Raw genomic sequence first — 23,389 nt, 5'->3', positions numbered from 1 at the left:
TATTAACCTACCCAGCTCGAAAACGAATCTCCAGTTATTCGTTCATATGCCTCAACATAGCGTTCACGGGTACCAAAAATAACATCTTGTGGCAATGTTGGAGCCGGAGCAGTTTTATCCCAAGGTTGAGCTTCAAGCCAGTCTCGCAAAAATTGTTTGTCAAAAGAAGCCGGAGAAATTCCCACCGAATAGGTAGAACTCTCCCAATAACGAGAAGAATCAGGTGTCATTGCTTCATCAATCAATATAATGTCGTCTATAGAGCTCTCGGATTTACCTCCACTTAACGCACCATCACTATTAGCTATAAAACCAAATTCGAATTTAGTATCAGCCAAGATTATTCCGACATCGTTTGCACGTTTCACACCATATTCATATAAGGCTATAGAAGCATCCTTAATAAAATCATATACTTTAGCCCCAACTAAATCTCGTGCAATCTCTACACTTACCGACTCATCATGACCTTCTTCAGCTTTAGAGGTTGGAGTAAAGATGGGATTAGGTAACTTCTCAGAAAGTCGCAAGCCTTCTCGTAACTGATGACCATGTATCTGGCCAGTTTCCAAATATTCACTATAGCCATGACCAAAAATATATCCTCGTACAATTGCTTCTAGACGAATGGGTAATGTTTTTTGAACCAATACCGATCGAGCATGTAAAAGTTCGCTAGCTCCTGTAAACGGAAAATCAGTAGCGTCGGTTGATACAACGTGATTTGTAATTATATCTTTTGTATTTTCAAACCAATAGGCGCTAATACCATTTAGGACTGCACCTTTTTCGGGAATAGCTTCGCTCATGATTACGTCATATGCGCTTATACGGTCGCTAGCAACAAGCAAGAGCTGGTCGTCATTTACTGCATAGATATCTCGAACCTTACCGCCATATAGGTGATGTAAACCTAAAGCTTCTAATTCTGGAACACTGGGTGCCTGTGAATAGTTAGGGTCAGTATTAAGAGTCATAACATCCTTTATATATTTATAGAATCAAAAACGACTTCCGTGTGAGCAACTAATCTTGCAGGATCAAAACTCGAAGCTAATTTATCGTTATCCAAGATTTCAATTACACGTTCATCTTTTTCGCAAAGTTCACGCAAAGAAATACGCTCAGCAAAAGCTCGTTGTGCAAGTTCTTGTACAATTCTATAAGCTTCATCGCGAGAAAGTCCCCCATCAACAAGTGCTAAGAGTATTGTCTGAGAAAAAACAACACCAAAAGAAGCTTCTATGTTTTCTAACATTCTTTTCGCATCAACTTCTATACCAGAAATGATTTTTGTCATAGAACGAGTCATATAATGTGCGAGAGTAAGGGAATCAGCCAAGATAATGCGTTCAACACTTGAATGTGAAATATCACGTTCATGCCAAAGAGCAACATTTTCAAAACCCGCAGTTAGATTACCACGCAAAACACGGGCTAGTCCGCAAAGCTGCTCACACTTGACAGGATTACGCTTATGTGGCATAGCACTAGAACCTTTTTGTTTACCTTTAGCGAAAGGCTCAAATGCTTCACTAACCTCAGTTCTTTGTAAATGACGGATTTCTAATGCCATCTGTTCAATAGTGGATCCTAGAGAAGTCAACGCATAAAGCATTTGTGCATGACGATCACGTGCAATAACTTGAGTTGCGCTTACTGGTGTTAAACCTAAAGTTTCACAAACTTTTTTCTCAACTGCTGGTTCGATATTTGAGAAAGTTCCCACAGCACCAGAAAGCTTGCCTACAGAAATTGCTGTTAATGCGTCTTGTAGTCGTTGTTGGTCACGACGAAGTTGTAATAACCAAAGGGCTACCTTGGTACCAAAAGTTGTAGGTTCAGCGTGAATACCATGAGTACGTCCGACCATATATGTATGGCGGTATTCGTTTGCGATTACTAAAAGTGCCGAATCTAATTCTTTAGTTTCCTGAATGATAATAGTCATTGCTTGTTTTAGCAATAAAGAAAGAGCAGTATCAACAACATCTGAAGAAGTCAGACCGTAATGGATATATCGTGCAGCGTCATTACCCATTTTCGCTTGTACGGTATCAACAAAAGCAGCAACATCATGATGAGTTATTGCTTCGCGTTCTAAAACATTGTCAACAAAATCTTCGTCAATTATTGGGCGAGTATCATGAATAGTTTTTATGTCATCTGGTGAAATTTTACCAACTTCACTGAGCGCATCCGCTACAGCTACTTCAACGTCTAGCCATGTGGACATTCTTGAAACATCACTAAAAAGTTGGCCAAGTTCTGGAGTTGTATATCGTTCTATCACACAACCATTCTAGTGAAAATAGAACTAAAGTATCTATATGGATGCTATTGGAAAAACATACAGACACTACAAAGGAAATATTTATAAGATTATTTATGAGGCAAAACATAGCGAAACCTTGGAAGAGTTAATAATATACGTTGATCTAAACGATGAGTCAAAAAAATGGGCACGACCAAAAGATATGTTTTTTGAAAATATCATTATTGATGGAAAGGAGATCCCAAGGTTTTCACCTAGGGATTAGTCGCATTTATTTTTTCATTTGGCCTGTTAATATATCGACTAATTTTTCGCGACGAAAAGCCCCAAAAGTAGCCTTTGTTCCATCTTTAAGATTAATAGTTAACTTTGACTGGCCGAAGAATGAATCATAAGCGCCCCCAAGTAACTTTCCATCTTGATTCGGAATTATTTCGTCATCACTTATAACTGAAATAATATCATTAGTTTTAATACTATCTTTACCTACTTTAAGCGAATCTACTTTTAAAACTATTGAATAAAACCTTTTTAAAATTAAAATGAGAGGGAAAGCAAAAAAGATAATAAAAACACCAGCAATAAATAAATAAACATTGGAAGTAAATCCAACAATAGTCCATACGATTCCAGTTATGAGACATATCCAAATAAAAAAACTTGAAAAACTATTTTCTCTATAAAGAACTTTATTTTCTCTCATAAAAATCAAACTGCCTGAGAAGCGATATCGGTACGATAATGCATACCTTTGAAATTAATTAGTTCACATGCTTTATATGCTCTGTCTCGAGCGATTTCAATACTCTCACCAGTCGCAGTAACATTTAGTACTCTCCCACCACTTACAATTAATTGCCCATTGTCATTTTTTACACCAGCAAAAAATACTTTAACTCCATTAATTTCGTTAGCTTGTTCGATACCCGTAATCACTGCACCTTTTTCTGGATTCTCTGGATATCCTTTAGCGGAAATTACAACAGTTAAAGAACTTTCATCTGTTAGATTAAGTTCACTATCGAAACCAATTGAATTTAAGTCGCCATCAGCACATGCTTTTAATACTTTTGCAATATCTCCTTTAAATCTCATCATCAAAATTTGGCATTCAGGATCACCAAAGCGAATATTATATTCAAGTAATCTTGGGCCAGTTTTTGTGAGCATCAATCCGGCATATAAAACTCCCCGATAATCAATACTTCGCCTCTTCAATTCGGCAACAGTGGGCACTATTGATTCAGCCATAATTTGTTTTACTAAATTATCATCGACAAATGGCACAGGGGAATAGGCTCCCATACCTCCAGTGTTTAGACCTTCATCATTATCATTAATTCTTTTGTGATCTTGTGCGTCTCCGATAAAAACAACATTCTCACCATCACAAATTGCAAAGATAGAGATCTCCGGGCCAACCATAGCTTCTTCAATTACACATGTTGTTCCAGCGTCACCAAAAGCTTGACCAGACAAATACTCCTTAACTGCATCACGTGCTTCATCAAGAGAATTGCTTACTGTAACACCTTTACCCCCAGCTAGACCATCAGTTTTAATAATATAAGTACCAGTTTTAGTTTCCTCCTCTAGATCAACTAAAAATTGTAAAGCAACATCAAGTTGACCTGCAGTAAAACTTTGATGTTGTGCTGTTGGTGCGCCAGATGAAACGAGTACTTCTTTCATCCAAGCTTTAGAACCTTCAAGTTGAGCACCATCTTTGTTTGGACCAAAAACACTAATATTATTGATGCGAAGCAAATCTGCAATACCTGCAACTAATGGAGGCTCGCCGCCAGATATCACAAGATCGATTTCTAATTCCTGCGCATGTTTTAGAACTTCCTCAGGACTGCATATATCGAGAATTATACTGTCAATACCATCATCACTAATACCAGGATTGACACTGCTTGCACCAACAATAATTTCTGAAACACTTTCGCATTGATTTAACCGCCAAGACAAAGCATGCTCACGACCACCATTACCTAAAAGCAAAATTCTCATAGGATAAGTTTAGCTTGTGCTACAAAAAATATTTAAGCTCTTGGCATTACAACTGTGTGATCTCGAGCTGGTCCTGTTGAAGCAAAAGTTACTGGAACGCCAACAATAGCTTCAACACGATGTATGAATGCTTTCGCATTTGCAGGAAGTTCACTAAAGTTTGGTACATCTTCAATTTCTTTACCCCAACCAGGAAGTGTTTCGTAAATAGGTTTAGCATCATGAAATGCGCTTTGGTGATAAGGAATATGATCAATACGAGTACCATCAGGCATCTCATAAGCCGTACAGATTTTAACTTCATCAAGCCCGCCTAGAACATCGAGTTTACAAAGTGCGATTTCAGTACATGTATTTAAACGTACAGCATGTTTTAACATTACACAATCTAACCAACCCGGGCGACGACGACGACCAGTATTTGTACCAAATTCGCGTCCACGTTCCACAAGGAAATTACCAATAGTCATATCTTGTGCAATTTGGTCACTTGAATAACCATCGGGATAAACGACGTCTCCCTCTTCTAATGGAAGTTCACTAGGGAAAGGTCCAGCTCCTACACGTGTAACATATGCTTTCGCAACACCAATTATACGAGTTAATGCACGTGGGCCAACTCCGGCTCCTGTACATGCTCCACCCGCTACAGGGTTTGAAGAAGTCACATAAGGATATGTTCCGTGATCCAAATCGAGAAAAGTTGCTTGTGCGCCTTCGAACAAAACTTCTTTACCTTCATCTAATGCTTTATGAATAATGTGAACAGTATCACCCATCATTGGTTCTAAACGTGGAACAAGCTCGCGATATTTTTCAACAAGTTCTTCGACTTTATAACCAAGACGATTATAAACTTTTGTGAAAACTATATTACGTTCACGTAAAACCAATTCAAGTTTTTGACGAAAGATTTTTTCGTCCAATAGATCTTGAAGTCTTATACCAACACGTAAAGCTTTATCAGCGTAACAAGGACCAATTCCACGTTTAGTCGTACCGAGTTTATTTTTACCTAAGTAACGTTCGGTCAAAGCATCCATCTCTTGATGATAGGGCATAATTACGTGTGCATTTCCTGAAACAACTAATCGAGAAGTATCAATACCTTGTGCTGCTAAACTGTCGAGCTCTTTTAACAAAACAATTGGATCTACAACCACACCATTACCAATAACTGGAGTTACATGTGGATATAAAATACCCGAAGGTACCAGTTGGAGTTTAAAAGTTACACCATCTACAACAATTGTGTGACCAGCATTGTGACCACCTTGATAGCGGACAACAAAGTCAGAACGTTCAGCTAAATAATCGGTAAACCGACCTTTTCCTTCATCGCCCCATTGGGCCCCGGTAATAACGGTTCCTGGCATAGCCGACCTACCTCACTTTTTAATTTATCATCTATAGCGCTCTTAATTCAGCGCAGAACTACTTGATGGGTTTAAGCTTTTGGAGCTTCTTTTGCTTCTGCTTTCGCTGCATGTGCTGCTTCTTCTTCTTGCGTTAAAGGTTCAATCGCAGTAGCAGCTGGAACTTCTTCGCTAGTACCTTCAGCTTTTTCAGCTTCAGTTTCGCTAGCAGGTGAAGTTTCCATTATTGGTGCTTCATTCGAAGCTTCAGTTTCTGCTTTAGTATCTTGTGCCTTTGGAGTTTCTTGTTTTTCAGGATTCTCTTTTGCAGCTTTTGCAGCTTTTGCATCTGCAACTTTCTTCTCTTCACGAGCTTTTTTCTTTTCAGCAGCAGCTTTAGCTTTAGCGCGCTTTGCATCTTCAATCTCTTTAGCTTGCGCTTTAGCGATTTTTTCAGCAGCACGTTCTACATCAGCTGCAGCTTTATCAAGTATCGCCTGTTCAGCAGCAGCAGCTTTAGCTTTCTTCTGCTCTTTCATAGTTTTACTAAATTTGTTTTGGAATTTCTCAACTCGACCAGCTGTATCAACAAATTTCATCTTACCTGTAAAGAATGGGTGGCTCTCAGACGAAATATCTACTTGTACATGCGGGTATGTTTTTCCATCAAGCTCTATTGTGTCTTTTGCAACAACTGTTGAACGTGTGATGAATTTAAAATCTGCAGATGCGTCGCTGAAAACAACGTCGCGGTATTCGGGATGAATATCTTTTTTCATTATTACTCCAATATATGGGGCCAGCAAAGCACTTTGCATAAGCTGGTGGTCAGAGTTTCTGTTTAAATCAGTTATGGATTCTATTAGAAAAACCGAAGGTATATTCTCGCACAATAGCTCTATCTTATGCCAACTCACTATATATAACCCAGATAGCTTGATATCTAAAGATAAAGCCTTTGGATATATTTCAGATTCTCAGCTAGTTACCTAATATCCAGCGCATTACCATTTCTTTTATAGGTAAATATTGCTCTTGTGTTAATTGTATATTGGCAACACAATATTTTTTTCCTGCTAAATGAGAACAAAATAGACATTCGAACATATCATAACAATCATGAATAAAGGCCGATTTTACAATAGATGAAGACCATGAAACATTAAAACTCTCTGAACAATCTTTCGAGTCTTCTATTCGTGCACAATAAAAGCAGTTATGTGACCTTTGTTGAGCGACAATGTATTCGCTCGTCAATGCGCTATCGCTAAATAACACATGTTTAGAATTATGAATGTCTTGGGACCTATAGATATTTTGTGAATTATAAATATTGTCACATTCAAAAATATCTATAGAGTCTATTTGTCTTTCTGTTGAAGTATAATTTGTTTCTTGCCAAGCATTTAAAATATCTGTCATCGAGTTTAATGGTCTAGGTGCAATCATAAATTCATCAACATCGACTCGTTTTCTCGCATTATTTAATGTTATAAATTTTGATGGATTCGTTGATTGTGCCCATGTCACCTCTCCAGTAATTGAGTCATTTACAGGTGAGGGCAATCTAACATCAAATGCATATTTGGCTAAAAATTGTTCTACGTTCATCGGGTTTTCAAAACCAGTTATTTGCCCAATGACTTTATCTAAAATATATTGTGCTTGTTCTAACATTGAGTCCTCAATTTTCTTGGTCATTATCTTGTTCAAATATATATGGTTTTAATGGGACTTTTATTTTTGTATCGTTCTTTTTTATTTCTTTATCTATCTCTACAAGTTTTTCTTTAATAGGTATACGAGACGATGACTGAGTAGCTAAGACCTGAGCCATATTAAGTGGCTTTTCAGGACTTGAACCCAAACTCTCTCTTACACTTCTATGCTGTAAAATATTTGGGGGCAAATTTGAATTAGATCGCAACTCGCTAGGTTCTTGAATTGTTAAAAGTTCATCTGGTTCATGTGATTCAGACAAATTCGAAATGGTTGAATTTACACTAACTAGATTTTCTCCGTGAGGCAATGGTTGCGGTAAGATTTCCACAATATCTTTTGGAATTTGGGCTTTTTCATCAACGATAGACTTATACTGGCCCTCTTTTTTTGCATAAATAAATTTATCTGGTAATACTTGGCGATTCTGCTCTTCCAGCTCAATAATATTGTTTCCATTTGAATATTTAGTTGCTGAGTCAACAGTCATAGTCTTAGCTTTAATCGCTGGCAATACCCGTCCTGCAGCAGCAACACGCACTATGCATTCACGAGGATTTAGCTCTGTCATCATTTTTACACGGATATCAGCTTCAGTTAAACCTTTTATCATTTCTGCTTCAACAATAGATTTTGGTATCTCCATCGAGACATTGCCCTCAAGGATCCTTGCATCTTCCTCAGAAACCTTAAAAACATAATAATTTATTGCATTTGATAAAATAGCTTGTTGTAGTGAAGATTCTACTTGGCCAAAGTATTGTTGAGTCAAAATTACAGACATACCGAATTTCCTGGATTCTGCCAATATTGCAGCAAGCGTTGGATTTTGAACGACTGATACTTCATCAACTACAAGAATAACTTTTTGATTAAATGCTCGTGCTTGGGCAAGTAAAAATATTTGTTGAATTAATAATCCAGCAACAGTTTTGACTACCTTTTCACCCATTGATACTTTGTTTAACGAAAATACTGTCAAGAAATTTTCTTCGATAATATTTAACATCGAAACATCACCATCAGCACTTAATGTTGGTTGGAGTTCCATCTCATCAATAAGAGCTACAATCGGCTGGAATGCTTCAACATAATGTTGAGTTTTTATTTCGTTAAATTCTGAACCAAAGAAATGTTCGATATTGTCAGGAATATAGCCTTTAACATGATTCAATATTTGTGTTCTAGCTTCTAAATCTGTCAAAAACCGTTTTAGGTTCGTCATTGACATTGCTTGGGCAACGAATAGAACATATGTAGTGAATCTCAACAATCTCTCTAATCGAGAATTTGAAGTTGACCCCATCAATGAAAGCAATAGTGTAGATGTAAGTTCTGTAGATGCTGTAATATCTGCTTGGGAGTCGGGGAACAAAGATGTCCCTTCTTTTGAAAAGTTCAAAATCCGAGTAGATGGTATATGCATTAAATTTTCGCGCAATGCATCGTGGGGATCAATAACAATTACTCTATAGTTATTTTTTAGATGCGTTTGCCCTAAACGGTCAACAAGAAGTTCGATAAAGCGTGACTTCCCGCTACCACTAGCACCAACAATAAATGAATGTTTATCAAATTCGTAATCAGTAAGATTCAAAAAATGTTCACGAGTTGAATACGGAAACATGTTCACTGACAACAATGGGTTTTCGTTTCGCGTATTGAGAAAAGGTGCGGTTTTTTCTATATCCAAATAATTAGAAATTCTTCTTTTGATATACGAAGAATTTGTATAAAAATCTATATCCAGTATTTTTGGAACTAAAACATTCGACAGTTTTTTACTAGTTTTTTTAATTCCATGGACATCAAAAATGAACTCTCGCTTCCAAAATAACTTTGTAAATATTCGTCGTATTTTAAAACTAGCGACTTTTAAATCAATACCCTTTTTTACTAAATATTTTTCTTTTAAGTCAAATATTGTCCCGAATTTTGGTATTCTAACAAAAATGCGCTTTCTTACAGCTAGTGCTGTTTTTAACATTTCCATATCATCAGAATTTAAAGACTGGAATAAGAAGCCATCTAAGCCATTCGAAATATGCGTTAAATCTTTTTTCGATATACTAAAAAACCTGACAATGGAACCATCGAAGATGATTTCCAATTCAATTGGTTTTAACCCCTTTGCACGTGTGCCAATAACATTGAAAAAGCGTTGCCAATCTTGCTCAGATGTATGTTCGTTCGTTAGTAGAATCTCCTGGGTAAACACCATATCAGTATAGCTCAGTTCAAACTCTAGTGATCTTTGGTTTAGATACTATTTACTGACCTCTACCACTGGTATCCCAAGTGCATCGGCTACCCCTTGACCATAAGCAATATCGGCCTTGAGACAATTTGAAATATGCCTAATCCTAATTTCTTTAGGAGCATCACCCATTGCCCGTGCAGTATTTTCAAACAATACTTTTTGTTGCTCTAATGGCATTAAATTAAATAATTTTCTTGGCTGAGTATAATAATCATCGTCATCTTCTCTAAAGTTCCAGTTATATGCGTCACCTTTGATCGGCAAAGGAGGTTCTTTGGATTCGGACTGCTCTTGCCATTGACCATAGCTGTTTGGTTCATAACCTATAGTGCCTCCACTGTTATTATTAACTCTCATTTGTCCGTCACGATGAAAACTATTTACTGGACACTGTGCGGCATTAACCGGAATCTGACTATTATTAACACCAAGCCTGTATCTTTGAGCATCACCATATGAAAAAAGTCTCCCTTGAAGCATCTTGTCAGGCGAGAAGCCAATACCAGGAACTACATTTGCTGGGTTGAATGCTGCCTGTTCAACATCTGCAAAATAGTTATCAGAATTTCGGTTGAGTTCAAAATAGCCAACTTCAATTAGAGGAAAGTCCTTCTTGTACCAAACCTTGGTTAAATCGAATGGATTATATTCCAACTCATTAGCCTGTTCTTGTGTCATAACCTGTATAGCCATATTCCAACGCGGAAATTCTCCACGTTCGATAGCTTCATAAAGATCGCGTTGATGGCTTTCACGATCGTCTGCAATTATTGCTGCTGCTTGCTCATCAGTAAGATTCTTAATCCCCTGTTGATTTACAAGATGAAATTTAACCCACACGCGTTCATTATCAGCATTGATCATACTGAAAGTATGGCTACCGAAGCCGTGCATGTTTCTATAGGATTGGGGGATTCCTCTTTCGCTCATCGTAATAGTAATTTGATGAAGTGCTTCGGGTAGTAAAGTCCAGAAATCCCAATTGTTTTTAGCGCTTCTTAAATTAGTTCTAGGATCACGTTTTACTGCATGATTTAGATCAGGAAACTTTAAAGGGTCTCTAAGGAAAAATACTGGAGTATTATTTCCGACCAAATCCCAGTTACCTTCCTCGGTATAAAACTTCATTGCGAAACCGCGAATATCTCGTTCCGCATCGGCTGCACCTCTTTCACCTGCTACTGTAGAAAATCGTGCAAACATCTCAGTTTTTTTACCTATTTGTGAAAAAATCTTTGCTTTTGAATATTTTGAAATATCTTTTGTAACAGTAAAAGTTCCAAAAGCTCCAGATCCTTTTGCATGCATTCTTCTTTCTGGGATTACTTCCCTGTCGAAATGTGCAAGTTTTTCCAAAAACCAAACATCTTGCAGCAACATGGGCCCTCTTGGACCAGCTGTCATAGCATTTTGATTGTCGACTACTGGAGTTCCAGTAGCAGTAGTGAGATTTTTCTCATCTTTAATTTCCATATTGAATCCTCCATATACAATTCTAAAATTCTTAGATCTAATTTACTTAAATAGTTTTCATATAGATTTTAAATTAATTTCTAATATTAATAGTGGATGTTAAGATATATTCAGGATTGTAGATATAAAGATATTAATTCTTGATATAAAGGAGTTTTCAGATGCTTTTTAAGTTGAAACTGGGAATAAATTGAACGTTTTTTAATCTAAGCCAAAATAAAGCTATAGTTAATTAAGTATTTGAATTAGGAAAGAGACAAAAATGACAACTGCACCGTTAAGAAAAATGAACAATGGATTAGAAATCGACCAAATAGGCCTTGGTATGTGGGAAAATAAAGATGAAGAAATATGTAACAAAGCTATAGCAACCGCCTTAGAGTGTGGATATCGACACTTTGATACGGCGCAAACATATTGCAATGAAGAAATTTTAGGTGCAGCGTTACAAACTGGCTATAAAACTATTCCCAACTTAAAACGAGAAGACCTGTTTATAACGACAAAACTATGGAATGATAATCAATATTTTAAACACGTTTGGCCTTCATTTGAAATCTCATTAGAAAATCTCCAAACAGATTATGTGGATTTATTTCTAGTTCATTTCCCAGTAACGGAACTCCGTCGTCCGGCATGGACGAGAATGCAAGAAATACTCGAATCAGGTAAAGCTAAATCAATAGGCGTAAGTAACTATACAATCAAACATTTGGAAGAATTATTAAGAGAATGCGATGTTAAACCAGCAATTAACCAAGTTGAGATTCATGTATATTTACAGCAAAAAGAACTACGAGATTATTGTGCAGAAAATGACATTTTAATTGAAGCATATTCACCTCTTGCTCATGGAAATGGTTTAGATAATGAGGTTTTAGTCAAAATTGCTGCTAAGCATAATAAAACTACTGCTCAAATTATGATCAAATGGTGCTTAGAGATGAATCTTGTCGTTATTCCAAAATCGTCTACACCATCACGTATTATTGAGAATATCGATGTTTTTGATTTTAAGTTAGATCCTGAAGATTTGTCTATGATTGCTGATTTGGAAAGGAATTATCGTACTTGTTGGGATCCAACAAATGTATCTTAAAATAAGATAACCATACGACTGGCGCGAGAGTACCCCTTTCGGGCTAGAATATAAGACCTCGTGATTTAGAATACAAATCACAATATTTAATTATCCTGGGAAGGAAAGTACATGAGTGGAGTATGCCAAGTAACAGGCAAAAAACCAACTACTGGTAAAAATGTGTCTCACTCACACATTCGTACTAACAGATGGTTTCGTCCTAATATCCAAAAGAAGAAATTTTTTGTACCTAGTGAAAATCGTTTCGTAAAACTGACTGTTTCTGCAAAAGGTATCAAAATTATTAACAAACGTGGTATCGAATCTGTTCTAGCAGAGATGCGTAAACGCGGCGAAAAAATATAAATTTAGATTGATTGGTGCATTATGGCAAAAAATATGAAACGAATCTTGGTGAAGTTACGTTCTACAGAAGGTAGCGGTTTCACTTATTACACTAAGAAAAATAAAAATAATTCACGTGAGCGTCTTGAGATGATGAAATATGATCCAAAACTACGCAAACATGTAATGTTTAAAGAAGAAAAATAGTATTTATTAATATTTAATCTAATTACAGGGCTTAGGCCCTGTTTTTTTATGGAAATTTAACTATTGCACAATTTTCTTGAAGTAGGATGTACTTACTTCATAGGGGGAAATATGCAAGTTAGAAAATTTGTCAATCCGTTCAATGCAATTTCAGGTATTGCAGGTGCTGTAAGAGAATTTCCATTACATGCTGCAAATCGTGTTGTTGATGCTATTGCAAATGTAAAAGTTCTCCCTGAAGTAACCGATGTTAGGCTTGAAGTGAATAACGGAGCCCGGATTCTTACTTTTAAAGCATTTGTTAATGGTTCACCTGTTGAATATAGATTGCGTGAAACAAACCCTAATATTGAGAAGCCAAGCTATAGAGCCCATACGCTTGATCCTAATGATCCCTCAGGCGCATGGGATGTTAGCCTTTTCGATATTGAAGAATTGTTAGCTGCAAGAGCGATTCTACAAGGAGGAGGAGGACTGGTTACTTCAATAAGGAATGTTCCAGAAGAAGCAATACCACAGATATGTACGGGTGTAATAACTAATGCTTTGGCTGATAAACATCTTCCTTTAATAGCCATGGGTCTAACAACTGGAATAAGTTAAATCCAATATTGTAGATCAATATTTTCGACATAATATTCTTTTTGATTTTTATAGTTCATAATCCTCGTCGTCGCGACCACGACTATAGGTTCGACATTCCATACCTGCTTGTACTTCTGAATAAATCTCTTGGGCAAAAGCCATTTCTTCTTTAGGGATATTATCAAACATACAAAGTCCATTGAGGTGATCTATTTCGTGCAACATTAAGCGCGCCTCAATGACATCTAGCTCTAATTCAAACTTAGTGCCATCTAATCGTTGCGCAGTTAGATGTATCAGCTTTGGTCTAAGTATCGGAAAATAAAAACCAGGTATAGATAGACACCCTTCTTCATATTCCCATAGCTCTGATGAATCATGTATTTCAGGGTTTATTAATACTGGTTCTGGAATATTCAGATGATCACTTTCAACGACGACAATACGCTTTTTAATACCTATTTGATTAGCTGCTAGCCCAATACCTTTTTTATCTTTGGCCAAAATCTTTATCATTTTTAAGGCTAAGTCTTCATCTGACTTTGAGAATTCCGTTATCTCACTACAGCGTACTTTTAAGACTGGATCTCCAAGTGTACGTATTTTATCTATTGAATTAAACATAATTTCCTTATATCTACAAGTATCTTATTATAACTCATAGTTACAAATAAATATTTCCGCAAAGTATGTCGATATAATATTAGTCCAATAATAGAATTAGAAGTCTTCGTTGAGTTCAACATCACCTTCGACTGAAACTTGATATGCGCTTACGCTACGTTCAAAGAAGTTTGAAAGTTCTTGTACATCTTGTAAGTTCATGAACTCAAAAGGGTTCTTTACTTTGTACTTAGTAGGCATTCCCAGTACTTCAAATCGACGATCTGCACAATATTCAAGATATTGTTTCACTTCAGCCAACGGTAGTCCGGGTATTCCATCAGTTAGAACATCTTGTGCAAATTGGTATTCACAATCGATTGCTTCTTGGAACATTTCTTCTATTTGGCTACGCATCTCATCATCAAATAACGATGGCTCCTCTTGGCGAACGGTGTCGATAACAGCAAACGCAAATTCCATATGACAGCTTTCATCACGAAAGACCCAGTTAGTCCCTGATGCAAGACCATTTAATAATCCTTTTGATCTAAGGAAGTAAACATATGCAAAAGCTCCGAAAAAGAACATTCCTTCTATACAGGCAGCAAAACAAATTAGATTTAATAAGAAACGACGTCGATCTGCGGCGGTTTCTAGTTTGTCGAGTTCATCTATTGAACCGATCCATTTAAAGCAAAAATCCGCTTTTCGTTTGATTGATGGTATTGTCTCAACAGCACGGAACATTTCATTTCGTTCATCGTGATCAGGGATATAAGTATCAAGCAAAGTCAAGTAGAACTGAACGTGAAGTGCTTCTTCATATAATTGTCTAGATAGGTACAAACGACCTTCGGGTGAATTGATATGCTTATATAAGTTCAATACTAAGTTATTTGAAACAATGGAGTCTCCTGTAGCGAAGAACGCAACAATACGTTTTACAAGGTGAGTTTCAGCAGGCGATAGTTTTCCTGTGAGGTCTGAGATATCAGAAGCTAAATCAATTTCTTCAACAGTCCATGTGTTCTTAATCGCATCACGATACATATCATAAAATTGTGGGTAACGCATTGGACGAAGAGTTAATCTAAATCCAGGATCTAGAATATGTGGCTCATGTTCTAAACCGGGAAATGTTTGTTCTGCTTCTGTTTCTAGTTCGGCGTCAATGTTTGTAATTGCTTGGGTGGATGTCATCTCGATCGTCTCCTCATAAAGTAAGTTTTTTGTGTTCAGTTTCTTGTTCTATTTAATTACTGACAAGATTCGCAGGATTCAGGATTTTCCAACGAACAAGCAATCTTTTCAGCCAAAGCCAGATCTACCGTATCATCCGGTGCTTTAATTGCGTGCTCTGAAGCACCTTTGGTTGATTGACGTATCTTTGTAGCCGGTCGTGAACGTAGATAATAGCTAGTCTTAATTCCTTTTTGAAAAGCGTACATGTACATAGATGACAATTTACCAATCGTTGGTGTCTCCATAAACAAGTTCATAGATTGACTTTGATCAATAAATGCGCCACGTTCAGCGGCCATATCGATTAACGAACGCATAGGAACTTCCCAAACTGTTCTATAAAGATCGCGAAGTGCTTGTGGGATTTCGTCGATAGCCTGAATCGATCCTTCTGCTTTTTTGATCTTGTCTCTAACCGCTTCAGTCCAAAGTCCTTCTGATTGAAGGTCTTTAACCAAGTATGAATTTATTTGTAAAAATTCTCCTGAAAGAGTTTCGCGCTTAAATAAATTTGATATTTGTGGCTCAATACATTCATAACAACCCGCAATAGATGCAATGGTTGCGGTTGGTGCGATCGCAATCATTAGCGAGTTACGCAAACCAGATTTGACCATTCGCTCACGAAGATCTTCAAAGCGTTTTGCTTCTTGAGGTACTGCATTTTCCCATAGGTCAAATTGAAACTTACCCTCTGCCGCTCTTGTCTCACTAAAAGCAGAATGAGGACCAAATTCTTCAGCTAGTTCAATCGATCGAACCAATGCGTGATAATAAATTTCTTCAGAAATACGAGAAGATATTTTCTTAGCTTCTTCTGAATCGAAGGCAATTTTAAGTTGGAAAAATACGTCTTGAAGACCCATCAAACCTAAACCTATTGGCCGCCATCTAGAGTTTGATGCTTGTGCAGTTTCTATTGGGTACCAGTTGCGGTCAATCACTCTGTCTAAGAAAGTCACTGCTGTACGAACTACTTCGCCAATTCGATCATAGGCAACTTGTTTACCGTTTGGACCATCGTCTACAAATTTAGAAAGATTTATCGAACCCAAGTTACAAACTGCAGTTTCAGTATCAGAAGTAACTTCAAGAATCTCTGTACATAGATTTGAAAGATGAATTATATTGTTGCTTTTACCAACTTGATTAGCTTTTTTATTACAAGCATCTTTAAAGGTCATCCAACCATTACCAGTTTGGGCCAATGTTCTCATCATACGGCCATAGATATCGCGTGCAGGAACTTGTTTTACGAAATTACCTTTTGCTTCCGCCTTCTCATATGCCGCATCGAATTCTTCACCATAAAGATCAACAAACTCTGGGTAATCATTTGGATCGAACAAAGACCACTGGCCATCTTCATCGACTCTGCGCATGAAAATGTCAGGTACCCAGTTTGCCAGATTTAGGTGGTGTGTACGACGTGATTCATCACCTGTATTGTCGCGAAGTTCTAGGAATTCTTCAATATCTGCATGCCAAGTTTCAAGATAAACACAAGCCGCACCTTTTCTACGACCTCCTTGATTGACTGCCATGACTGAACTATCAAGTGTTTTGAGCCAGGGAACAATACCATTACTCAAACCATTTGTACCTCTAATTAGGGAACCACGAGAACGGACTCTTGAATAGGCGAGACCAATTCCACCAGCATGCTTTGAAAGACGAGCTACATCTTTATATTTGTCATAAATCGAATCAAGTGAATCAAGTGGTGAATCTAATAAATAACATGATGACATTTGTGTATGCATTGTTCCTGCATTAAACAGTGTTGGAGAACTTGGTAAATAAGCAAGAGATGAGATTAGTTTATAAAAACTTATAGCCTCATGAACATTTTCAGCCAAGCCACAGGCAACACGTAAAAAGAAATACTGTGGTGTTTCTACGACTTTTCGAGATTCTGGTTGACGAAGTAGATAGCGATCAGCTGTGGTACGTAAACCAAAGTATTCGAACAACCATGAATTATTTGTTTCAATAGCATCATCAAGTTTTCTTGCATTTGCATTAACGAATTCAAAAATATCGTCATTAACTAGCCCATTCATATGTTCATGAGCAATACTCTGTGAAAAGCTTTGAATACCTTGGTTACGAACCTCTTTATCTATAAAGGTAGCAAGCAAACGCGCTGCTAGACGGCTATATTCCGGTTCTTCAACTACTAAAGCGCCAGCTGTTTGAATAGAAAGACGGTCCAATTCTTCGGTAGTGGCACCATCATGTAAGCCCGCAATAGTACGCATAGCGACGCGCATTGAATCGACTTTATCAAGACCGACAGAACAACGAGCAATAGCTCTAACAATTTTATTTACGTCACAAGGTTCTAAAGAGCCATTACGTTTTTTAATACGCATTCCCGTTTCAGTTGGATCTACATCAGACGTTATTTTGCTAACATTGCTTTCCAAATTTTTTTCATCAAGTTTATTTTCTGCATCATCGAATTCGACTTTTGCTTCGACCTCTGTAAGGGCCATTTTTACCTCCACCCATGGAGCACGTATTTTTGTACGCACACTATATTTTCTAACTGCCAACAATCGACTCTAAATGAAAATATGAATCTGAACCAAGATCAAAAAATTCTCAGTTCGTATTCCTAACATCATCAAAGTCAGGTTCCACCCCAGCCAGTTTACGAAAGTGTTTCCCTCGAATAATCACGATAGTATTCTGACCCATCTAAAAAGTAAATAAACTTCGTCGATGTAATTAGTTAATCTATATCTTATTTAGGTTAATTTCAAGTTACCGAAGTAGATTTCGATTAACCAGGACGTTTAGATTTGCGCCTTATTTTTATGATTTTTTCATATAGTAGAACTTGCATGATAATAAAATATCCACCACTTAGAACTATTAAAGTGCTAAGAGATTATTAGAGTTCAGATTCTTCAGGTTCTATGACTTCTTTTTCAATCATCTTTGCTCTTACACCTCTTGGAAAATCAAATTCTGCTGCCATTGCTTTTATCACTCCAACAAAAGGTACCGCTAACATTGCGCCTAAAATTCCTCCTGCGCTGGCACCTAAAAGTGCAGCAACCATTGTAATTGGCGGAGAAATTTTTATAGTTTTACCTATTACGATTGGTTGGATTAGATGATTTTCAATTTGTTGATATCCTAAGAAGATTGCAGCACATAGTGTCCCCGTTAAAGGAGAAACTCCAAACCCAAATAACACAAAAGGCAAACCGCCTAATAGGCCACCTATTTGTGGAATCAAATTAGTAAAAGTTATCCAAACAAATAACAATGGAACTAGGGGTAAACCTAAGATCAGCCCCAATGTTCCCATAACTGTCCCTGCGAGTAATGCCACGAATATAGAACCTGCCATATATTTACCAATAACCCTGTATAAAGCATGAGAAATTCTATCTGCAGCTTCTTTATTCTCGCCAGGTACTATTGAACGAAGATTCTTAACTACTCTAGGTCCGTCTAATAATAGGGCTATAAACATCATTATAAATAGAAACCCTAAGTATGCGCCATTTGCTATAGATTTAAAAATTGTGCCCAGAGGAGAATTCCTTGAACTCAATCTATCAGGGAGTTCTTTTATTGCATCTGAAATCTTTTCTTGATTTTCTTTACTTCCTATTTTCTCACCAATTAGTGGAATACGTTCTAGGCCTTTAACTGTCTGTGGGATCTCTTTTGCAAAATTTTGTATCTGAGTAGATATTTGAGGAGCAATAAGATATGAACCTAGTGTTATTGAAACAATAAATAAACCTAAAACAACGGATACAGAAAGGTATCTACCCAGTTGTTTTTGATCAGATTTTTTATTTTTGCTTCTAGTTATATATCTATAAACTTTCCAATTCCTACAATCTTGCAATTTAACAATTAAAGGGTCTAAAGCAAGCGCAAAAAGCATCGCCACCACAAATGCTGTAAAAGTTTTAGCAATATTAGAAAAAAGTAATGCAGATACACCTAAAAAAACAATTGCCAAAACTATCATAGGAAAGCTTCTAGGATGTATGTCTATGGAACGAGAAGAAGTAGTAATGCCTACATCAGATAAATTGAGATCATCTTCTATAACTTTAGACATGTCATCTTTTTTAACCACGTCTTATAGGTTACTTGCCAAATGAATAAAAAAGTGTCAAATCCAATAACTCTCAAGATTTCTTTTATATCAGCAATAGGAATTGTTATATCGGTAGGACTTGGAATATTTTTAATACATGCTACAGATAATGCATCACGAACAATTGGATGGATACTCTTCTCGATTTCTATTGCTTTTATGCTTTATCCCGGCGTGAATCTTCTTGATAAATATATGAATCGTACTTTTGCTGTAATTATCATGGCGATCTTTACATTACTTCTAATTGTCATACCTATATATTCTGTTGTTGATGATGTTAATTCCCAAACTACAAAATTAGAAAAGTCATTACCTGAAAAAGCAGCAAAGTTAGAAAGAACAGGGAAGTACGCTGAGAGCTTTAAGAAGTTTGAAATTGAAAATAAAACAAAATCGGTTATAAAAGCAATTCCTGATTATATTCAAGGTGGGACTAAAACTGAACGCCTAAGAGCTAATGCAGATCGAACAATTGCATTTATTGCTAGTGGAGTTATGATGCTTTTCTTTTTAAGCTACGGAAAAAAATTGTTATTAGGAGCACTAAGTATTATTGAAAATGAAAAACGTAGAGATATATTTAGAAGAAAACTCACTCACGCTTATAAACGCTCAACTTCATTTGCATGGGCACAAATTGGGTTAAGTTTAAGTACCGGGTTATTCGCATATTCACTTTGTAGATATTATTCAATACCAGCTGGTGGACTGTTGGCAACCTGGGTAGCAGTTTGGAATATAATTCCTATATTTGGAACACTTATAGGGTCCTTACCAATTCTTCTTATTGCTGGAGCAAAAAATATTAATGAAGCATTCGTTATCTTAGGTTTAGTAATTGTCTATGAAATAATTGAATCCTTTGTGCGACATAGATATTTAGGACAACACGTGATGAGACTTGATTCGATTGTTGTTATATTTGTTACTTTTGCAGGTTTAGAACTTTATGGATTGGGTGGAGCATTGACAGGGCTACTTATAGCTGCCTTCCTGCATGCCTTGGCTGCAGAGTACTCTGATATGAATGAAGCAAAAAACCTAAACTAAAGACTCGTTAATCCCACTCTTATCACTTCGTTCTATTATAAGAACGTCACCTTCACCTTTTTGGATAAGTATTACATCACCTTCGCGGAACTGACCCTCAAGGATCTTTTTAGCAATTTCGTCTACAACATCATGTTGAATTACTCTCTTTAATGGACGAGCACCAAAATCAGGATCATACCCTTTTGTTGCAAGTAAGCGCGATGCTCCTTGATCAACAACAAGTGTGAGATTCTTTTCGCGAAGTCTTTTAGCAACATCATCGAGTTGAAGTAAAACAATTTTTGATAAATCTTCTATGGTAAGTGAACTGAATACAACCATCTCGTCAATACGGTTAACAAATTCTGGTTTAAAGAATTGTTGAACAGTATCTATAACTTGCAACTCATTTTCTCCAGCACCAAGATTAGATGTCATGATTATTACAGTATTAGTAAAGTTAACAACGTGTCCTTGACCGTCGGTAAGTCTCCCATCATCTAGAACTTGTAGCAACACATTAAATATATCAGTATTTGCCTTCTCGATTTCATCTAACAAAATCACGCTATAAGGTCTGCGCCTTATAGCTTCTGTCAGCTGACCGCCTTCGTCGTAACCTATATATCCAGGAGGTGCGCCAATTAAACGCGACACAGTGTGTTTGTCCATATATTCACTCATATCAATACGGATCATAGCTTTTTCATCATCGAATAAAGTTAATGCTAAAGCTCGTGCTAGCTCAGTCTTACCAACACCAGTTGGCCCTAAAAATAAGAATGAACCAATAGGTCGATCAGGGTCAGATAAACCTGAACGAGAACGCCTAACTGCACTTGCTATTACCGAAACAGCTTTGTCTTGACCAACTACGCTTTCATGTAATTTATCTTCAAGATTCAAAAGTTTTTGCATCTCACCTTCAAGTAAACGTGAGATTGGAATTTTCGTCCAGTTAGAAATTACTTCCGCTATATCATCTTCGTCAACTTCTTCTTTCAACATACGATCTCCGGGAGCTACTTGCTCTAAAGCAGCTGAGCGTAATTCGATTTCATGTTCAAGTTCAGGTATTCGAGAATATCTAAGTTCGGCGGCTTTCTCTAATTTACCATCGCGTTCTGCTGTCTCAGCTAAATTTTTAGCTTCCTCTAAATCATGCTTAGCCTGACTGATTGACGAAATAGCTTCTTTTTCAACTTGCCAACGCGAAACTAACGACGCACGTTTTTCATTTAGTCCAGAAAATTCGCGCTCTAACGAAGAAAGTCGGTTCAAAGAAGCAGTATCTGTTTCTTTTCCTAATGCTGTTCTTTCGATTTCTAATTGTCTAATACGACGTTCGACTACATCAATTTCAGTTGGCATAGAATCGATTTGAATGCGTAAACCCGAGGCAGCTTCATCAATCAAATCTATTGCCTTATCAGGCAACTGTCTTGCTGGTATGTACCTATTCGATAAAACACTTGCCGCAATGAGCGCGCCGTCTTTAATACGTACCCCATGATGAACTTCATAACGTTCTTTTAATCCACGAAGTATTGCAATAGTATCTTCGACACTCGGTTCGCCAACGAAAACAGTTGCGAATCTTCTTTCTAATGCTGGATCTTTTTCAATATATTTTTTATATTCATCAAGTGTTGTAGCACCTAATAAACGTAGCTCTCCCCTTGCCAACATTGGCTTAATCATATTTCCTGCATCCATAGATGATTCACCCGTACCGCCAGCACCAACTATTGTGTGAAGTTCATCTATGAAAGTGATAATCTGTCCATCGGCATCTGTAATTTCTTTCAAGGTTGCTTTTAATCGTTCTTCAAAATCGCCTCGGAATTTCGCACCGGCAACCATTGAAGAAATATCAAGCGATATTAAGCGTTTATTTTTTAAAGAATCAGGAACATCGCCTTCAACTATTCTTCTAGCTAGACCTTCAGCGATTGCAGTCTTACCGACTCCGGGTTCACCAATTAAAACAGGGTTATTTTTTGTACGTCGAGATAAAACATGTATCACTCTTCTAATCTCGTCATCTCTTCCAATAACTGGATCCAGCTTCCCCATTCTTGCATCTTGAGTCAAATCACGACCAAATTTTTCTAATGCATTAAAAGTTGCTTCAGGATCATCAGTTGTCACCCGATGCGAACCACGTATTTCCTTCAAAGCATCTAAAATGACTTCATAGCTAACATCACTAGCGCGTAGCATGTCGCCAATTTTCGATGTAGATCTAGACATTGCTAATAAGATATGTTCTGTCGAAACATATTCATCACCCATTACTGCTCGTTCATTATCAGCAGCTTCAAGAATCCTATATAATTCCATATCGATTGTAGGTTCATTAATTGAACCGCTAACACTTACTTCTGTTTTTACTTTTGCTTCACATTGATGTCGGAGTACATTTGGTTCAACACCGATCTTTTTCAATGTTGGAAGCACAACTGATTCAAATTGATCAAGCATACATATCAAAACTCGTTCAGGAGTAATTGTATTATTACCCGCTGACCTTGCATTAGTATTCGCATTATTCAATGCTTCAGCTGCTTTTTGCGTAAATTTCTCTGGATCAATACTCATTCGTTATTCTCCTCTTGTAGCTTTGCTAATACAATTTCCCTCATACCTATTTTGACTATTTCCATTGAAGCACTATCAATTGAATCTTCCACTTGTGCAAGTCGATTTTCAACATCATCTAAACGGAATTGTGTATCTTCTAATGCATTTTTTAGCTCTAGATTTTCTTGTTTTAGATTATAAAGTGCCTTTTCGTATTCGAGTAATTGTGTAATGGCAGTTAGGCTCATACCTTCTTCTCGTAAAGTTTTGATTCGCATCAATCTCTCAATATCGTTATTTGCATAACGTCTATTTCCGCCATCTGTTCTTTGTGGTGTTATCAATCCTCTTCGTTCATACTCGCGAAGTGTTTGTGGATGCGTTCCTACCAGTTTTGCGGCTACGCTCATAACGTAAAGCCCTATCTCGTCCGCATCATTAATATAATCCGAATTTTCCATGTCTATTTTTCCAA

Annotated in this window: 21 protein-coding genes; 6 read left to right on the top strand and 15 right to left on the bottom strand. The window is 37.0% G+C overall.

The window, feature by feature from the left end:
* Positions 1 to 2: 2 nt before the first annotated feature.
* Together KBF89_07070 and KBF89_07065 are read right to left on the bottom strand one after the other, a co-directional pair.
* Positions 3 to 977 (bottom strand): phosphoribosylaminoimidazolesuccinocarboxamide synthase, encoded by a 975-nt coding sequence (locus KBF89_07070; GenBank protein MBP9116088.1) that lies wholly within the window; start codon positions 975 to 977, stop codon positions 3 to 5.
* 8 nt (positions 978 to 985) lie between these two features.
* On the bottom strand, positions 986 to 2,293 hold the full coding sequence (locus tag KBF89_07065; GenBank protein MBP9116087.1) for an adenylosuccinate lyase: 1,308 nt from the start codon (positions 2,291 to 2,293) through the stop codon (positions 986 to 988).
* Positions 2,294 to 2,330: 37 nt separating this feature from the next.
* Between KBF89_07065 and KBF89_07060 the strand changes: the two genes are divergently transcribed.
* Complete coding sequence (locus tag KBF89_07060) at positions 2,331 to 2,540, top strand: DUF1653 domain-containing protein (protein MBP9116086.1); 210 nt, start codon at positions 2,331 to 2,333, stop codon at positions 2,538 to 2,540.
* Between the two features lie 6 nt (positions 2,541 to 2,546).
* Here KBF89_07060 and KBF89_07055 read toward each other — a convergent pair whose 3' ends face one another.
* The 7 genes from KBF89_07055 to KBF89_07025 all read right to left on the bottom strand — a co-directional run bounded on the left by KBF89_07055 (position 2,547) and on the right by KBF89_07025 (position 11,098).
* Positions 2,547 to 2,978, bottom strand: a complete 432-nt coding sequence (locus KBF89_07055; protein MBP9116085.1) for a hypothetical protein — start codon at positions 2,976 to 2,978, stop codon at positions 2,547 to 2,549.
* Positions 2,979 to 2,983: 5 nt separating this feature from the next.
* Positions 2,984 to 4,291 (bottom strand): phosphoribosylamine--glycine ligase, encoded by a 1,308-nt coding sequence (gene purD / locus KBF89_07050; GenBank protein MBP9116084.1) that lies wholly within the window; start codon positions 4,289 to 4,291, stop codon positions 2,984 to 2,986.
* Between the two features lie 32 nt (positions 4,292 to 4,323).
* A complete protein-coding gene (locus KBF89_07045; GenBank protein MBP9116083.1) occupies positions 4,324 to 5,667 on the bottom strand; it encodes an adenylosuccinate synthase in 1,344 nt (447 codons plus the stop codon).
* A 71-nt stretch (positions 5,668 to 5,738) separates the two neighbouring features.
* On the bottom strand, positions 5,739 to 6,425 hold the full coding sequence (locus KBF89_07040) for a type B 50S ribosomal protein L31 (GenBank protein ID MBP9116082.1): 687 nt from the start codon (positions 6,423 to 6,425) through the stop codon (positions 5,739 to 5,741).
* Between the two features lie 202 nt (positions 6,426 to 6,627).
* Positions 6,628 to 7,347 (bottom strand): hypothetical protein, encoded by a 720-nt coding sequence (locus tag KBF89_07035; GenBank protein ID MBP9116081.1) that lies wholly within the window; start codon positions 7,345 to 7,347, stop codon positions 6,628 to 6,630.
* Positions 7,331 to 9,586, bottom strand: a complete 2,256-nt coding sequence (locus KBF89_07030; protein MBP9116080.1) for a type IV secretion system DNA-binding domain-containing protein — start codon at positions 9,584 to 9,586, stop codon at positions 7,331 to 7,333. Before KBF89_07030 ends, KBF89_07035 begins: the two co-directional genes overlap by 17 nt.
* Before the next feature lie 45 nt (positions 9,587 to 9,631).
* Positions 9,632 to 11,098, bottom strand: a complete 1,467-nt coding sequence (locus KBF89_07025; protein MBP9116079.1) for a catalase — start codon at positions 11,096 to 11,098, stop codon at positions 9,632 to 9,634.
* Positions 11,099 to 11,360: 262 nt separating this feature from the next.
* On the opposite strand from KBF89_07025, the gene KBF89_07020 reads away from it, so the two are divergent.
* The 4 genes from KBF89_07020 (at position 11,361) to KBF89_07005 (ending at position 13,334) form a co-directional block, all read left to right on the top strand.
* Positions 11,361 to 12,197 (top strand): aldo/keto reductase, encoded by an 837-nt coding sequence (locus KBF89_07020; protein MBP9116078.1) that lies wholly within the window; start codon positions 11,361 to 11,363, stop codon positions 12,195 to 12,197.
* A 111-nt stretch (positions 12,198 to 12,308) separates the two neighbouring features.
* The gene (gene rpmB, locus KBF89_07015; GenBank protein ID MBP9116077.1) at positions 12,309 to 12,545 is read left to right on the top strand and encodes a 50S ribosomal protein L28; all 237 of its coding nucleotides are present in this window, start codon (positions 12,309 to 12,311) and stop codon (positions 12,543 to 12,545) included.
* A gap of 21 nt (positions 12,546 to 12,566) precedes the next feature.
* Positions 12,567 to 12,731: a 50S ribosomal protein L33 gene (gene rpmG, locus KBF89_07010; protein MBP9116076.1), complete on the top strand. Its 165-nt coding sequence runs from the start codon at positions 12,567 to 12,569 to the stop codon at positions 12,729 to 12,731.
* 111 nt (positions 12,732 to 12,842) lie between these two features.
* Positions 12,843 to 13,334, top strand: a complete 492-nt coding sequence (locus tag KBF89_07005; protein ID MBP9116075.1) for a hypothetical protein — start codon at positions 12,843 to 12,845, stop codon at positions 13,332 to 13,334.
* 48 nt (positions 13,335 to 13,382) lie between these two features.
* On the opposite strand, the gene def is transcribed toward KBF89_07005, so the two are convergent.
* From def to KBF89_06985, 4 genes are all read right to left on the bottom strand, one after another.
* The gene (def, locus tag KBF89_07000; protein ID MBP9116074.1) at positions 13,383 to 13,940 is read right to left on the bottom strand and encodes a peptide deformylase; all 558 of its coding nucleotides are present in this window, start codon (positions 13,938 to 13,940) and stop codon (positions 13,383 to 13,385) included.
* Positions 13,941 to 14,036: 96 nt separating this feature from the next.
* Complete coding sequence (locus tag KBF89_06995) at positions 14,037 to 15,122, bottom strand: ribonucleotide-diphosphate reductase subunit beta (protein MBP9116073.1); 1,086 nt, start codon at positions 15,120 to 15,122, stop codon at positions 14,037 to 14,039.
* Positions 15,123 to 15,178: 56 nt separating this feature from the next.
* Positions 15,179 to 17,539, bottom strand: a complete 2,361-nt coding sequence (locus tag KBF89_06990; protein ID MBP9116072.1) for a ribonucleoside-diphosphate reductase subunit alpha — start codon at positions 17,537 to 17,539, stop codon at positions 15,179 to 15,181.
* 524 nt (positions 17,540 to 18,063) lie between these two features.
* Positions 18,064 to 19,257: an AI-2E family transporter gene (locus KBF89_06985; protein MBP9116071.1), complete on the bottom strand. Its 1,194-nt coding sequence runs from the start codon at positions 19,255 to 19,257 to the stop codon at positions 18,064 to 18,066.
* Between the two features lie 39 nt (positions 19,258 to 19,296).
* Here KBF89_06985 and KBF89_06980 point away from each other — a divergent pair, with 39 nt between their 5' ends.
* The gene (locus KBF89_06980; protein ID MBP9116070.1) at positions 19,297 to 20,349 is read left to right on the top strand and encodes an AI-2E family transporter; all 1,053 of its coding nucleotides are present in this window, start codon (positions 19,297 to 19,299) and stop codon (positions 20,347 to 20,349) included.
* Here the strand turns inward: KBF89_06980 and clpB are convergent.
* On the bottom strand, positions 20,341 to 22,932 hold the full coding sequence (clpB, locus tag KBF89_06975; protein MBP9116069.1) for an ATP-dependent chaperone ClpB: 2,592 nt from the start codon (positions 22,930 to 22,932) through the stop codon (positions 20,341 to 20,343). The two genes, KBF89_06980 and clpB, sit on opposite strands and share 9 nt — an antisense overlap.
* Positions 22,929 to 23,389, bottom strand: a 461-nt coding sequence (locus KBF89_06970; GenBank protein ID MBP9116068.1) for a MerR family transcriptional regulator, incomplete at its 5' end; no start/stop codon positions are given. The genes KBF89_06970 and clpB, both read right to left, overlap by 4 nt.

It is taken from the genome of Acidimicrobiia bacterium (assembly GCA_018057765.1).
Lineage (GTDB): Bacteria > Actinomycetota > Acidimicrobiia > IMCC26256 > JAGPDB01 > JAGPDB01.
This window is presented reverse-complemented; position numbering and strand designations above follow the sequence as displayed.